Genomic DNA, 13,819 nt, shown 5'->3' on the forward strand with positions numbered 1-13,819 from the left:
AGAAACAAGGTAGAAACATCGTTCAGTAGTAATATCCCCTCCATGTAAACGATAGCGTGCTTCCTGCATGGTCTGCATGGAGGGGATTGACTGGTTAGCAATTAGAAGGTTGTCTCTTCGTGGTCTGAAGCCGAGGCCGCCGATTGGGCGATCAACATCAACTTCTTCACCCATGTCCATTCATGCTCGGTTTGCGTCCTGTTGAAATGAATGACTTCCGCGGTAAACCGATTTTCCGTATGGACTTCGTCGAATTTGCGGTATCGCCCCATCTCTTCCTCCAACACCGTCAGCCGTTTACGCAATATCTCGAGCTGCACATCGGGCTCCAATCGGTCGAACAGCGCGACGCGCACCATAAAATCCAATGAATTGGCAGCCGATTTTCTCGGAAAATCGCGAATGAGCTCATTAAAGATTTCTTCCCCCGCGTTCGTCAACAGATAGATATGCCGGTCAGGTTTACCCTCCGTTTTCTCGATCTTCTTGCTTATCGCACCCATTGTCAAAAATCGCCGCAATGCAGGATACAATAAATTATTGTTGATTTCGAACGATTCCCCGAGCGCCTCCTGAACGTTTTTTTTTATTTCGTAGCCATGCTTCGGACCGGATAATAACTGTCCCAGTATCAAGATATCCGCGTACATAGGGTCCTCCTTCGGTGAATTTTTTGTGAACGGCGTTATCCAAATACCGGAAGTTCGATTTATATGTTAAACTAACCTATGTAAGATTAACATATAATAATGGCAAAGCCAATAATGGCTGCGTCTGGAAGGAGGTTTTTCGAGCTCTAATGATTTATTTAGGAACATCATCATGAGAGGAAGGCAGATTGTAAAATAAAAACACACAATTCATGCAAATGAATCCGGTTTGGAGGGAACGATTATGAATGGGAAGCGTCAGATGATCCTGCTGAACGAAATCACGAAGCTTAACACCAAGGAAGCTGGGTGGGAACCGTATGCTTGGTATAAGGAGATGAGGGACAATAATCCCGTCTATTACGATGCCGAGCAAGATGTTTGGAACGTGTTCTTATACGACCATGTTAAACGCGTGCTATTCGACCATGAGCTGTTCTCTAACAAAAAGAAAAGAAGCTTGATTCCGATTCCCGATCGGCTTGAAAGCCGCAGCAACGTCAATTTGGTGGATCCGCCGGAACATCGGAAACGGCGTGCCCTTCTTTCTCAAGCCTTTACTCCCCGCAGTCTCAAAGAGTGGGAGCCGCGGATCCAGGGTATCGTTGACGAGTTGATTGCGGACATGGAAGGCGTCCCGACTATCGATATCGTGGAGAAGCTGGCAATTCCATTGCCCGTTACCGTCATTGCGGATCTGCTAGGAGTTCCTTCCCAGGATCGCCATTTGATCAAAGGATGGTCCGATATTCTCTTCCTCCCGTATAACATGGAGGCATATGCCGATATCGACAGGCGAAAAGGAATCGCCATGAAGGCGTTCGTGGAATACTTGTATCCCATTGTCCTGAAGAAACGGCAGCACCCGGAAGATGACATCATATCCGACTTGACCAAGGCCGAACTGGATGGCGAACGATTAACGGATGAAGAAGTGGTGATGTCGGCCATCGGCCTGCTCGGCGCGGGCAACGAAACGACGACCACGCTGCTCTCCAATATTTTCTATTCCATGCTTTACGACGGGCCGAACGTCTATCAAGAACTTAAAGCCGACTTGCTCTTGGTTCCCAATGTAGTCGAGGAAGTGCTTCGTTTCCGGTTTCCCGCTTCGATGGATCGGAGGGTAGCCCAAGATACCAATGTCTTCGGGCCCCAGATGAAGGAGGGGCAAGCGATCGTAGCATGGATCGGAGCCGCGAATCGGGATGAATCCCAATTTGCAAGTGCCGACGTTTTTGATATCCATCGTCCGGGAAATCAACGCCATCTAGCGTTCGGAGCCGGTCCTCATTTTTGTTTGGGCGCACCGCTCGCACGGATGGAAGCGAACATGGCTATAGCGTCGTTTGTGAAAAGGTTTGCCGGCATTCATCGGGTGGAGGCGTTCGACGTAGGCGAGCATTTAACCGAGTCGATTGCAGGTCAGTCTTTAACGAGTTTGCCTATCGGACTTCAGTCGTAGCGCTTATCGCGAGCGTTATGTAAATACGAAGTAAGCTAAAAACAAGAGGGACGCCTCTTTGTCAGATTGTCGAGAAACCCAAGTTTCTTTCAAAACGTTGGGTTTCTCTTTTTTTTCAAGGCGGTTTCAGGTACTGTTTTTTGCCAGACTTGCTGAGCCGGTTTAATCGCACTTCTAATCGAGAGAGGTACGGCACGAAATCGTGAACATTGCCTACGGTTACGAAAACATCAGTAATGAGACTGTACTTTACATCGACGGTACGATGATCCAGATAAAAGAACTCTTCCGGCCTTCCTTCCCGAAACATATAACCACTGTCCGGGTCGGTTGTACTAACCTTCACTCTTTGTCCTCGTTCACCTCCTCTTGTGGTTTTAGCGCTTTTTTCCTTGTGCCTTACGATCGTTTTCAATCGCTGCGTTGAGCTCATCCAAAAAGTCCCGTGTGTTTTGCTGGAGGCCACTAAATAACTCTTCACCGATTCCTTTTTTACCTGTCCTCGCTTGTAGATTCCGGTAGGATCGCTTCAATGCAAAGGCGGATTCATATGATTCGTACTTCCTTCAACGAAAATTGTGAAATTTCAAAATAGGAAGTCGGTAAAACCGTTATGGATAAGTCGTGAGAGTGTTAGTGATCTCTTAAGATTAACCTTATGATGAAAATGATATAAAAATCAGGAGGCGATTTTGGTGGAAAAAAGAGATGCTTCAATCGGAAGAGTAGTGGTAAGTACTGTCCCAATGCAGGATGATGTTATTCTGCTAATAGGTACTTACACATACTCCGGGAAAGTACTAGTTTCGTATAAGACAGAGAAGGATATTCATACAGCCGATTTTTATAACCTGGCTGTTCTCAATGATGATGGAACGGATTTCAGGGTGATCTTCTCCGGCGTCATTCCACAAAAACCTAAGGCCAACGGGATTCGGTATATGCCCTATCAGGATAATAAGCGGGTGCTGCTGGGAGATTACGTGCTCGAATGCACGCCCGATATTGACACCTGCACAAGCGCAACGTTGGTTCCCATCGCATATCCGTCGATTCTCGAGGAAGATGAGCGCACAACCCATCACTGGTCGGAAATCATCATCGCGCCTGACAATAAGCATATGAGTTGGACGATACTCCGCTCAGATCTTGGTGCCGCTGTAGCGATAGGCGTACTGGAACGCAAAACGGATCACTATGCGATCGAAAACGTACAGCTTATTAACAACATACATTCCTTTGAGCATGACCCGACCAATCCTGACTTTATCATTCCGAGCCCCTTACGGGGAGGGGAAGTGAAGCAGTTTGTGCGGGGAGGAAATGCCATATCCGTCGTTGGGGGAAAACATAACAGTACCACCGATTCCATCGTGCAGGATTTGATTTCCGACAATCTTACGCAAATCACCTATACCCCAGGATATGATGAAACCACAATCTTTTCTCCCGATGAGCGATTGGGAATCGTCATGAGCACCAGGTTCTCGAAAAATACGGATCAGGCCATATTCGGACTTATGCCTAGGCCCTACGGGATCTATACCTCGATGGGGATGATTAGTTATCAATATATGTATGCAGTAGATGGAGTACGTAAATTCAGGCCAGGGAATATTGGTCCGGTATTGATCGACATTCAACGTTCCATGCACGAAGCAGGATATCAAGGGATACAGCTGACAACGGACGAGAAGAATTGGGTTTATAGCTCGCCCATGTCCTGGCATCCGGACGGGAAACGGGCAATGTGGCCGGAGATGCTTAGAGGCAGCGACGGCACACAAATGCGGCTCCAGACAGCGAAGTTGCCTGATTATAAGCCGGAACCTCCAGTACCGTTTACAACAACTACTGATAATATCCCGTATGGTATAAAAGACTTGACCGTATTGGATTCCGTTAATCCAAATATAGAAGGGAAAATTGCGGGGAAACACTCCGGATACATGAACTATTTCCGGCATGTCACCGGTTACTCGGGTAAGACGGAGGCGCAGTATGTCAACTTTAGTGATGACGGCGAAAATTTCTATAATGGATATGAGAAGAACCATTATAATGCAGCCGAAGGTTGCCGCTATGAAACTGACCTTCAATGGACTGGCTCCAATCAAGGGGAAATGAATTTCAGGGCAACATTCTCGGCGCTTGTAGGACCTGAGCCAGTCAGGCTTTTATTTGACACAGATGCAGATGGAAAGCCCAAAAGTTACGGATCTGCAACATTTAACGGTATCACACTAAACATTGCAGATCTGTTAGAATAGTTGTGAAATAATACCATTTAACAATTGCGTCTGAATGAACGTAATAGGCACAGCTTGAGAAAGATGAAACAGGATGAATAGCGATTTTCCGTTATAGTTAATGGGTGGCTTCATATGGAGTAAGCTAAAAACAAAGAGGGAAGCCGCCTCTTTGTTTTTTTTCGTTGAAGAAGTCGTCAAAGTATTACTCCGAAGGTCGACAAAGCGTTAGTATCACCGGTGATGTTCGATTACGATGATAATAGGAATTATTATCTCGTAAAAAGGGGCCGAAAGAATAATGTTAATCCAATCAGTGAGCCGGCTTGAGAAGCGGGTGCTCATGAGTGTTTATCATGAGTTTTAAAGCGAAGAAGTAATACCGTAGCGCCACCCTGATAAGGTGGCGCTTTTGTATGTGCGCCACGCATGGCGACTAACTAGGTGGTGAAAGTCCGATGTAGGGGCCTATAGTTACCAAGTGGTTGGGGGTGAAAGTGGGTAATACCTACTATTGTCACACGTTGGACGTACTAATGTCATAAGAAATACGATGATTTGTCACCGAAATGCCCCCCGTAATTATACTGAAAGCCTGTATTTACGGGGGTTCGTTACCCATAAGGGCCCAGCCTCATCCGCTAAACGTCCACACCTTGGACAGGTATAACGAAGGAATGTAAGGGCAGTGACCCATTGAGAATTGGGAGGGTGAACCTCCAAGGGAATGTGGAGTATAACGATAGTTTAGGTTCATTGGATCCCCTGTAATCATAGTTAGGGAGAATTCGATAGATCCCGTAGAGAACGAATTAAAAAATCATGGGGAAGATGTGGAAGGTAAATCTAAGGCTCAAGTACTCCTGGAAGAATAGCCGTATACTAAAGGAGTTAAACCGTCAATACAAGGCTGCCGGCACATATGGCGGTCTTTCGTCACGTTAACGGGTAGTTTAATAAGTGTAGCTACTATCTTTATTAAAGAATGATTTTGCTGTAATATAGTGAATATTCATACAAATAAAATCCTAGGGTGATACCTATTCCGAACCAGTTCTTTTCAAATCACATGAATAAAATGCAACTTTATGATGCGTTATTTAACCAAACATCTGACTGTGTTGCAGTTCTTGATTTACAAGGCCGCCTTTTGGCAGTAAACAAGAAATTTGAGGAATTACATCGGTGGAAACATGAGGAAATTGTTGGGGAAATCATTCCTATGATTCCTGAGGAATCTCGGGAGGGAATTTTCCAAATGTTACAGCGAATAGTTCATGGGGAAGAAATATCTGGTATCGACATTATTATGTTACGTAAAGACGGTAGTTCTTTCTTTGCAAATGTATCTGTCTTTCCTTTGAAAAATGAAATGGGTGAGATTATTGCCTTTGTCGGAATTGGAAGGGATATTTCGGAAAATAAAAAAGCACAAGAGATTCTTCGGAAATCAGAAATGCTATCCGTTGTGGGTGAACTTGCGGCAGGTATAGCACATGAAATACGGAATCCTTTGACCGCTATTAAAGGTTTTATGCAATTATTGAAAGAAAGAAACACAAATTATGTAGATATTATGTTGGTTGAAATTGAACGAATTAATAGTATTGTAAATGAGTTTATGAGCTTGGCAAAACCCCATAATATTAATTTTGTGAGAATAAATTTGAACAAACTCATTGAGGATGTTGTATTATTTATGCGACCTCAAGCTCATTTGCATGGAGTGGCAATGGTAGTTGATTTTACCGTTGACATTAATGAATTCAAATGTGAGCCTAACCAACTTAAACAATTATTTATAAACATTATAAAAAATGCTATTGAAGCAATGCCAAATGGCGGCGTTGTTACCTTATTTGTAAATCGTAATGGTGATGGAAATGTTACTATTAAAGTAACTGATGAAGGACTAGGAATACCAGAGGATGGTTTAGCTAGATTGGGAGAACCATTTTATTCAGGGAAAGAGAATGGAACTGGCTTAGGTATAGTTATATGTCACCGTATCGTTGAGGCACACAAAGGGACATTGTCATTCAAAAGCAAATTACAGCAAGGTACTACGGTAGAAATTAATTTTCCAAACGTTTGAAATTACTATTGCAATATGGATAGGATGCTCATGGTGACGCAATGGAATCCAACCCGCCCCGGCAAACAAATCTGGAACGGGTTGGATTCATGAAATTACAACCTTAAATCCCTTTTTTTGAAACATATAAAGGTTACTACGGTTAATGCGACAATCAGTACCACTGACAATATAATGAAGACTGCCTCTAAGCCTCCGCCATACATCACATTCTTCGCTTCGAAATATTTAAACGGGGAAAGGTATTTCAGGTTTTCGAATTGATCATTTAAGTCGATTGCTATTGATAATATATAGGTGATCAATAGAATCCCTGTAGAAAGGGAAGCAGCCTTCTTCGGATTTTTATTGACGGCCGCCGTCGCTGATCCGATGACCAAAAACAAGACCTGCAAAATAAACATTCCCGCCATTGTGATTGCGATATCGCCAGTTACGGATTCGCCTTTGCTGTATTTCGAGACCAGGGAGATGGAGGTGATCAGCGAAACGAGGTTAAAGATCACGAGATTTGCAAGTGAAGCCATGAATTTTGATAAAATCACTTTGTTTCTTGAAACGGGTTTGACGAACAAAAACTCCGCCGTTTTATCCCGTTCTTCCTTAGCGATAATATTAGCGCCAAGCATCGTGGCATGAATCGTTCCCATTAAAACCAAATAGACGAAGATAACGCCGTAATATCCGCTTGCCTTCGATAGATCGAGTGTTCCGATCCCCATGATGGCTTGCAAAGATTTAGGCATGCTCTCCATTAAATCGTTCATCGATTGGCCAGAGGACGATAACCCGGCATATTTGCCCATGCTGGAGGCAATTAAGAATAGGATGCCGATACTCCAGAAAATGAGAGATTTCTTGTATGCTTTCATTTCGATCCAAAATATATTCATTCGATTTCCTCCCCACTAAACCGCGTGGATATCCTTCCTGATGTAAACGATATAGCTAATAACCAGTGAAACTACGACGATTCCTGCTCCAGCAAGCACGAAAGAGGTGTCATAGCTGGAAGTTCTTGAGATATCAGCTGTGTCGAAATATTTAAAGGGAGATAAATACCTTTTCGCTTCATCGTCGCTTGTCGATACGAGCATGCCGACGATGAAAAAGGCGAACACGGTTCCAAGAGACACAGTCAATACGGATTTTATTTTCCGAGCGATGACCGAAATAACAATGCCCAAGGCAAGAAAAATAAGCTGAACAAAAAACAGCGTAACGGAAATCATGAAAAAAGTTTTAGTACTGTACTCTTCCGTTTTCATCTGGGACAACATGATGCCGGCTGCCGCTAAAAAAACCACATTCGTAGCAACTAACGAAGTCAATGCCGCCAAAATCTTGGCCGTTAATATCGTGGTTCGCGTTACAGGCTTTGTCATAAGAAAATCCGCCGTTTTGTCTCGTATTTCCTTGGAAATGATGGACGTACCTATATTCATTCCTTGAATGGCCCCGCAAAGTGACAAATAGAGAAAGATATAAGAATAGAAGCCCAGCACCGAACCAAGGTTCTCCACTTCAAGACCGATCGCTTTCCGAACAGCCTCCGGATAACCTTCCAATAGCTTTTTAAAAGAATCGATATCTCCTGCAATAGAAGGATACATGGACATGAACAAGACGAGCAGGGCTACCAATGAAACGGACCAAATCAACGTTGATTTTTTATAAAAGTTTAATTCATGGAGAAAAATATTCATCGCTGGTCAGACCTCCTTTTCGTAGTAGTGCATAAAGATCTCCTCGAGGTCCGGTTCTTCAATCCATAGGTTTGCGATTTCGACGTCGGCTATCTTTTTCATGACGGTATTAATATCGCCTCTGAATAAGAAGCTTACCGAATGATCCGCCACGTTAAGATTATCCACGCCGGCTATGTTGAAGAAATCCTGCTCCGCTGTTTTCTTCGTTTCGATTTTGAATTTTTTATAATTGTTTTCTTTTAACGTGCTGATCTTTTCGACCGTGACGATTTTGCCTTCCTTTATGATGGCGACCCGATCGCACAAACGCTGAACCTCGCTCAAAATATGGGATGAAAACAAGATGGTGGCTCCCTTTTTATTCTCTTCCAAAAGCAGATCGAAGAATCTTTGCTGCATTAACGGATCAAGGCCGCTGGTCGGTTCATCGAGTATGATTAATTTAGGTTCATGCAGCAGTCCTTGGACAATCCCTACTTTCTTTTTGTTGCCGAGCGATAAGTCGTCGATTTTCTTCTTTAAATCAAGATCCATGATCTCTGCCAGTTCTTTGATTCTTTTGCTGCAATCCTTTTTGTAAAAGCTTGCCGAGTATTTTAAGAGGTCGATCACCTTCATATTGTCATAATAGAAAACCTCCGAAGGCAAATAACCTACTTGCTTGGCAATTTCGGGTGCAAACTCGATGCAGTCCTTGCCGAAGATTTCGGCCTTGCCGCTTGTCGGGTAAATCAGGGACAATAAAGTTCTGATCGTCGTCGATTTCCCAGCTCCGTTCGGACCGATAAACCCGAAAATTTCACCTTCTTCTACATGAAAGCTGACATTTGTGATTCCTCTTGCATTCCCGTAGGTTTTGGTCAAGTTGCTGATTTTTAAGACATCCATGGTAAAACCTCCTCGTAGTATGATCGGGTAAGGAGAAAGCAGTGGTTTTTAGAATAAAGATACGTAAGCGACAGCTCTTTCTAGAAGAACGGATTCTTCAGATTGGTACTCTAGGCAATTAGGAGAGGTTGGCTGAATGCCTATTCGCTTAGCTGATAATTGTTTGCCTTAGTCGGCTTGCCGTCAATAGTAAACCTGCAGCCATCTTTTGTAAAACAAAGGTTTATGGGGATTTGACGCCATATCGTCATTTACGAAGTAATACGATTATTTCATGTGTTAAAAAAGGTTTATTCTTCGAAAATCACGCTGATTCTCACTCATTCTCTTATTTAAAGAAATCAGATGATTTGATTAATATTTCAGTATATAGGCCTTTGTCATTATTTTTGAAAACCAGAGATAAACGTAGAAATAGTGAGGTAAACCGAGATAGGAATTAATGAAAGCGTTAACATAACTCTTTATTGTCTGTAATAACTTGATTTGGCCTGTACGGCCTCTTTACAGCAGGTGTAGCGAGGAGTAAGATTCGATACAGGAATTACAAATTAGTGCAATTGACTGATCGCTGAGTTTCCGTGAATGCGGAAAACGGGGGAACCAAATGTTAGGCAGTGCGCATGTTCGATGTGAGAGTCGGATGGTTGCATTGCAGGGGTGAATCATTGATCTGGCACCATGGATGCCGGACAAAGTAGGGCGACTCTCACCGCCCGAATCCGTCAGCTAACCTCGTAAGCGTGGATTGAGAGAGGAATGATGAAGCTTGTGATCGATTAATTTCGACCGCAGAGCCATTTGCCTCTGCGGTTTTTTGCTGTCCAAAACAGGGGCAGCTGGTAAGAAAGGATCTAAAACGCTGAGTCCTGCAGCAGCAGGAGCGGGGGAACCAACGAGCGTTCGTGTGCAAATACGAATCGTCTCACGGGGTGAATCACTTGGTCTTTGCCAAGCGTAGGGCGACTCTCACGCCCGAATCCGACAGCTAACCACGTAAGCGTACTCGGGAGAGGCAACAACCATCGCGCTGCCTGCGGCTTTTTAGTGCAAAACGAGCTTTACCGTCAAATTTCGGTCTAAGCCGTTTTTGCCTGCTGCGGGTCAAGAAGCCGCGGGGAAAGTTCCTCTTTTCCTAAGGCTTCTTTTTTGTTGCCTTTTTTTCAAAATTTGGAGGCGAACCACTTTGGAAAATGAGCATATTATTGTCGCCGGCCTAAGCGAATCCGGCAAATCATTCATAAAAATTTTGGAGTTTTACGAGCTGCCTTTTATGGTGCTGACCAACAGTAAGCAAGAGGAGAGGCAACTCCGAAGCCAAGGATTTTTTAATGTGCACTACATTAATACGAATAACAGAAAAAGTTGGAATATTCCGTTTGTATTCATTCGCGAGGTTTATATTTTTGAGAGCAGTTTCGCGCTGAGCTGCCGTTTTGTACAGTGCTGTAGGGCCTGGACGTCGAAGTCCATTTATGTGATTACGCAGCAATGGAATCCGCGGGCCATTTACAAAGGTCTTGGAGCGGATCATATCGTGTATTCACAAAACGGCGAGGTTGGTTTTTTATTAAACAGAAGCAGGAAACCTCATAATAATTGATTGAGGGAGGTTCTTACCTGTGTTTCATTTTATTTTTAGGGTAATTTAAAGTACAGGTAATTTAAAAACAAAAAATGTGGAGTGAAACTGATGCTTTCTTTAAAAAGATTTTTAATCGGTCGACCTTTAAAATCAAATGAATTAGGCGAGCAGAAACTTAATAAAACGAAAGCTCTTGCCATTCTTTCTTCAGATGCTTTATCTTCAGTGGCCTATGGTCCTGAGCAAATTTTGATCGTTTTAATTACAGTTAGTGCCGCAGCGTTTTGGTATTCGGTACCAATCGCAATTGGAGTATTAATTTTATTATTAGCACTTATTTTATCTTATAGGCAAATTATCTTTGCATATCCGCATGGCGGTGGCGCATATGTGGTGTCCAAAGAAAATCTAGGCAAGTACCCCGGGTTAGTAGCCGGAGGCTCCTTGTTGGTTGATTATATTTTAACCGTGGCAGTTAGCGTATCCGCCGGAACGGACGCTATAACTTCCGCTTTTCCTAGCTTGCATGAACATACGGTTATCATTGCTGTGATATTTGTCATTTTCATAACCATCCTGAACTTACGGGGGGTAACCGAGTCCGCTTCTATTTTAGCTTATCCGGTCTATTTGTTTGTTTTGGCATTGTTCATTCTAATAGGAGCAGGCCTATACAACATAATAACCGGTCATGTTTCTCCCGAATTACATTCTTCAATCGGTACACCAGTAGCAGGTATAAGCTTATTTTTGCTCTTAAAAGCATTTGCTTCAGGCAGTTCTGCATTAACAGGAGTAGAGGCCATTTCGAATGCCATCCCGAACTTTAAAAGCCCATCTCCTAATAACGCTGCTAAAACATTAATGGCGATGGGAATCTTGCTTGCTTTGTTATTTTCGGGAATCGTTTATTTAGCTTATTATTACGGGATAACACCTAACCTCGAGGTAACCGTAGTCTCCCAAATCGCCGAACAGACCTTTGGGCGAAATTTTATGTACTTCTTCATTCAAGGAACAACGGCGTTGATTCTTATCCTAGCCGCTAACACGGGATATTCGGCTTTTCCTTTGCTTGCCGTAAATCTTGCCAATGATAAGTTCATACCTAGGATGTTTACGGTTAGAGGGGACCGGCTTGGCTATTCCAACGGCATTATCATGCTAGGTATTTTGTCCATCATCTTAATTATTGTGTTTAAAGCTCAAACCGAACACTTAATCCCGCTTTATGCTGTCGGTGTTTTTATTCCCTTTACTCTGTCGCAGACTGGAATGATCATAAAATGGATTCGTCAAAAGCCCAAAGGATGGATTTCAAAGCTGATCATTAACGCAACAGGGGCTCTTATTAGCTTTATCGTCACCATCATGTTTTTCTTAACAAAATTCGTTCAAGTTTGGCCGGTCTTAGTATTTTTACCCCTAATCATTTATTCCTTTCATCGAATTAGAAAGCATTATGAAGCGGTAGCCGACCAATTAAGAACTACAACTTGTGAGCCAGCTGTTCCGATTGAGGGGAATATAATCATTCTTCCTGTAGCAGGTATGACACATGTAGTGGAGAATTCGTTAAACTATGCCAAATCGCTCTCAGCCCACCAGATCATTGCGGTTCACATTCCATTTGAAAGAGAAGATGAAGCGACGTTTGAAGAAAAATGGAGCAAGTGGCAACCTGACGTGAGACTGGTAACTCTTCATTCTCCTTATAGAAGCATCATTCAGCCACTGACTAAATTTATTGATACCGTTCAACGCAAGGCGAGTGAATCAAATTACCAAGTTACAGTTGTTATTCCACAGTTCATTCCAAAGAAAGGTTGGCATAACATCCTACATAACCAATCCAGTTTACTGATTCGTGCACACTTGCTGTATCGGAGAAATGTGATTATCACTACTGTTCCGTACCATTTAAAAAAATGATCGTCTTATTAACCTAACGAGTAACGATACTGGAAAGAAGCAGATTGCATCGGCAATCTGCTTCTTCATTGAAGTAACGGAACTGGTAACAATAATTGAATAGATAAAGAGCATTTTGCTAGTCTTTTTATTTTTGTAACGAGTACTTTAAATGGACAATATTGCTGTTATATTGGTTGCCATTCCATTCCGTATATACCAGCGCTTTGCCGGAAGGGCTCCAAGAGGTCGCTGCATTTTCGACATCTACCGCTATCTGGGTGGACTTGCCGGATAACATATCGTAGAGATAAAGCCCTTTGACGGGTATTCCGTTTACATCGGCCTTCTGGCTATATGCAATCATCCGCTGATCCAGCGACCATGATACCCCGCCAAGCTCTGTACCTTCTGCAATCGTTTTTTGATTTCCTCCATTTGCGTCGCAAAGAATCATAACATTTTTGGAGCCGTTTGATTGCAAAACCAGTAGTTGATTCCCATCCGGCGAGGGGACTACACCGTATACATGATCAAAATTCAAACTTGTCTTTTCCTTAGTAGCCAGGTTCAGCACCATTAAGGACTCATTGGAATTGGTATTGTAATAAACCTTATCCTTCATTCTTTCAACGATAAACAAAGCTTCCTCATTTAAACCGGCGAGTGGAGCGATGTTCCCTGATATGCTTGCCGTATAAGCGCCTCCGCTGTAAGCTGCGCCAATAATCGTTTCTTCATCAGCCCATTTGGCACTGACGGCCCCCCCAATAGGATTGCCAATGATATCGAATGAATCCAACGTATCCAGGTTCAACACATGATAGACAGGATCACCTAAATCGTATTCATGATACAGCAAATGCTTTTTATCAGGTGATAAGGCCACGCCTCCCAAAAACACATTATCCTGTTCTTTTAGCAGCTCGTATTGTTTGGTATTTAGATTGTACACATACAAGCTTCTAGGATAGGAATCGGACAATTCTTCCAGCTTCATTTTGTCTAGCGACGTGTTTTCTTTTGATACGATGACGGTTTCCTCATCCAGCCAGTCCGAAATCTCGACATTATCATAACGCTCTATTTTTTCCACGGATACACCAGGCTCGCCAGCTTCCTTACCGGCATCATCAATGACCGTAATCGTTTCCCCGGGCTCTTTGATGATCACCCTGTCAGCATCCTCTTCTGAACTGCAGGCTGTAGTGAATACAAGCAGCGCTATAGCTAACCCCATAATAATCATTTTTGTTTTCTTCATCAT

General features: G+C 43.1%; 10 protein-coding genes, 1 pseudogene and 2 riboswitches. Of the genes and pseudogenes, 5 read left to right on the top strand and 6 right to left on the bottom strand.

Annotated features, from left to right (window positions below; all coding sequences use genetic code 11):
• Positions 1–101 precede the first annotated feature (101 nt).
• Positions 102–650, bottom strand: coding sequence for a PadR family transcriptional regulator (locus MRBLPE1_RS13285; RefSeq protein ID WP_364145967.1), 549 nt, complete (start codon positions 648–650; stop codon positions 102–104).
• Positions 651–894: 244 nt separating this feature from the next.
• On the opposite strand from MRBLPE1_RS13285, the gene MRBLPE1_RS13290 reads away from it, so the two are divergent.
• Positions 895–2,115 carry a cytochrome P450 gene (locus tag MRBLPE1_RS13290; protein ID WP_364145968.1) on the top strand — a complete coding sequence of 407 codons (1,221 nt, stop codon included), beginning with the start codon at positions 895–897 and terminating at the stop codon, positions 2,113–2,115.
• Positions 2,116–2,272: 157 nt separating this feature from the next.
• Here MRBLPE1_RS13290 and MRBLPE1_RS13295 read toward each other — a convergent pair.
• Positions 2,273–2,552 (bottom strand): annotated as a pseudogene (locus tag MRBLPE1_RS13295) (IS5/IS1182 family transposase); the annotation flags it as partial.
• A gap of 258 nt (positions 2,553–2,810) precedes the next feature.
• Here MRBLPE1_RS13295 and MRBLPE1_RS13300 point away from each other — a divergent pair.
• Together MRBLPE1_RS13300 and MRBLPE1_RS13305 are read left to right on the top strand one after the other, a co-directional pair.
• Positions 2,811–4,385: a hypothetical protein gene (locus MRBLPE1_RS13300; RefSeq protein ID WP_364145970.1), complete on the top strand. Its 1,575-nt coding sequence runs from the start codon at positions 2,811–2,813 to the stop codon at positions 4,383–4,385.
• Positions 4,386–5,433: 1,048 nt separating this feature from the next.
• Positions 5,434–6,459 carry an ATP-binding protein gene (locus tag MRBLPE1_RS13305; RefSeq protein ID WP_364145971.1) on the top strand — a complete coding sequence of 342 codons (1,026 nt, stop codon included), beginning with the start codon at positions 5,434–5,436 and terminating at the stop codon, positions 6,457–6,459.
• A gap of 95 nt (positions 6,460–6,554) precedes the next feature.
• On the opposite strand, the gene MRBLPE1_RS13310 is transcribed toward MRBLPE1_RS13305, so the two are convergent.
• The 3 genes from MRBLPE1_RS13310 to MRBLPE1_RS13320 are packed head-to-tail and all read right to left on the bottom strand — an operon-like array spanning position 6,555 to position 9,056.
• The gene (locus MRBLPE1_RS13310) at positions 6,555–7,352 is read right to left on the bottom strand and encodes an ABC transporter permease subunit (protein ID WP_364145973.1); all 798 of its coding nucleotides are present in this window, start codon (positions 7,350–7,352) and stop codon (positions 6,555–6,557) included.
• A gap of 15 nt (positions 7,353–7,367) precedes the next feature.
• The gene (locus tag MRBLPE1_RS13315; protein ID WP_364145975.1) at positions 7,368–8,165 is read right to left on the bottom strand and encodes an ABC transporter permease subunit; all 798 of its coding nucleotides are present in this window, start codon (positions 8,163–8,165) and stop codon (positions 7,368–7,370) included.
• 6 nt (positions 8,166–8,171) lie between these two features.
• The gene (locus MRBLPE1_RS13320; RefSeq protein ID WP_364145977.1) at positions 8,172–9,056 is read right to left on the bottom strand and encodes an ABC transporter ATP-binding protein; all 885 of its coding nucleotides are present in this window, start codon (positions 9,054–9,056) and stop codon (positions 8,172–8,174) included.
• Positions 9,057–9,615: 559 nt separating this feature from the next.
• Positions 9,616–9,816: riboswitch (cyclic di-AMP (ydaO/yuaA leader) on the top strand.
• 90 nt (positions 9,817–9,906) lie between these two features.
• Positions 9,907–10,074: riboswitch (cyclic di-AMP (ydaO/yuaA leader) on the top strand.
• 168 nt (positions 10,075–10,242) lie between these two features.
• On the opposite strand from MRBLPE1_RS13320, the gene MRBLPE1_RS13325 reads away from it, so the two are divergent.
• Entirely contained in the window at positions 10,243–10,659 is a 417-nt protein-coding gene (locus MRBLPE1_RS13325; protein WP_364145979.1) for a hypothetical protein, read from the top strand.
• 87 nt (positions 10,660–10,746) lie between these two features.
• On the top strand, positions 10,747–12,573 hold the full coding sequence (locus MRBLPE1_RS13330; protein WP_364147275.1) for an APC family permease: 1,827 nt from the start codon (positions 10,747–10,749) through the stop codon (positions 12,571–12,573).
• 127 nt (positions 12,574–12,700) lie between these two features.
• Here the strand turns inward: MRBLPE1_RS13330 and MRBLPE1_RS13335 are convergent, their stop codons facing one another.
• A complete protein-coding gene (locus MRBLPE1_RS13335) occupies positions 12,701–13,816 on the bottom strand; it encodes a TolB family protein (RefSeq protein ID WP_364145981.1) in 1,116 nt (371 codons plus the stop codon).
• Between the last annotated feature and the right edge of the window lie 3 nt (positions 13,817–13,819).

This window comes from Paenibacillus sp. LPE1-1-1.1, assembly GCF_040676435.1.
Taxonomy (GTDB): Bacteria; Bacillota; Bacilli; order Paenibacillales; family Paenibacillaceae; genus Pristimantibacillus.

What these genes read in the sequence shown, in the direction of transcription:
- MRBLPE1_RS13285 (WP_364145967.1), bottom strand. Translation starts at nt 650, where the DNA reads ATGTACGCGGATATCTTGATACTGGGACAGTTATTATCCGGTCCGAAG.
- MRBLPE1_RS13290 (WP_364145968.1), top strand. Translation starts at nt 895, where the DNA reads ATGAATGGGAAGCGTCAGATGATCCTGCTGAACGAAATCACGAAGCTT.
- MRBLPE1_RS13305 (WP_364145971.1), top strand. Translation starts at nt 5,434, where the DNA reads ATGAATAAAATGCAACTTTATGATGCGTTATTTAACCAAACATCTGAC.
- MRBLPE1_RS13310 (WP_364145973.1), bottom strand. Translation starts at nt 7,352, where the DNA reads ATGAATATATTTTGGATCGAAATGAAAGCATACAAGAAATCTCTCATT.
- MRBLPE1_RS13315 (WP_364145975.1), bottom strand. Translation starts at nt 8,165, where the DNA reads ATGAATATTTTTCTCCATGAATTAAACTTTTATAAAAAATCAACGTTG.
- MRBLPE1_RS13320 (WP_364145977.1), bottom strand. Translation starts at nt 9,056, where the DNA reads ATGGATGTCTTAAAAATCAGCAACTTGACCAAAACCTACGGGAATGCA.
- MRBLPE1_RS13335 (WP_364145981.1), bottom strand. Translation starts at nt 13,816, where the DNA reads ATGAAGAAAACAAAAATGATTATTATGGGGTTAGCTATAGCGCTGCTT.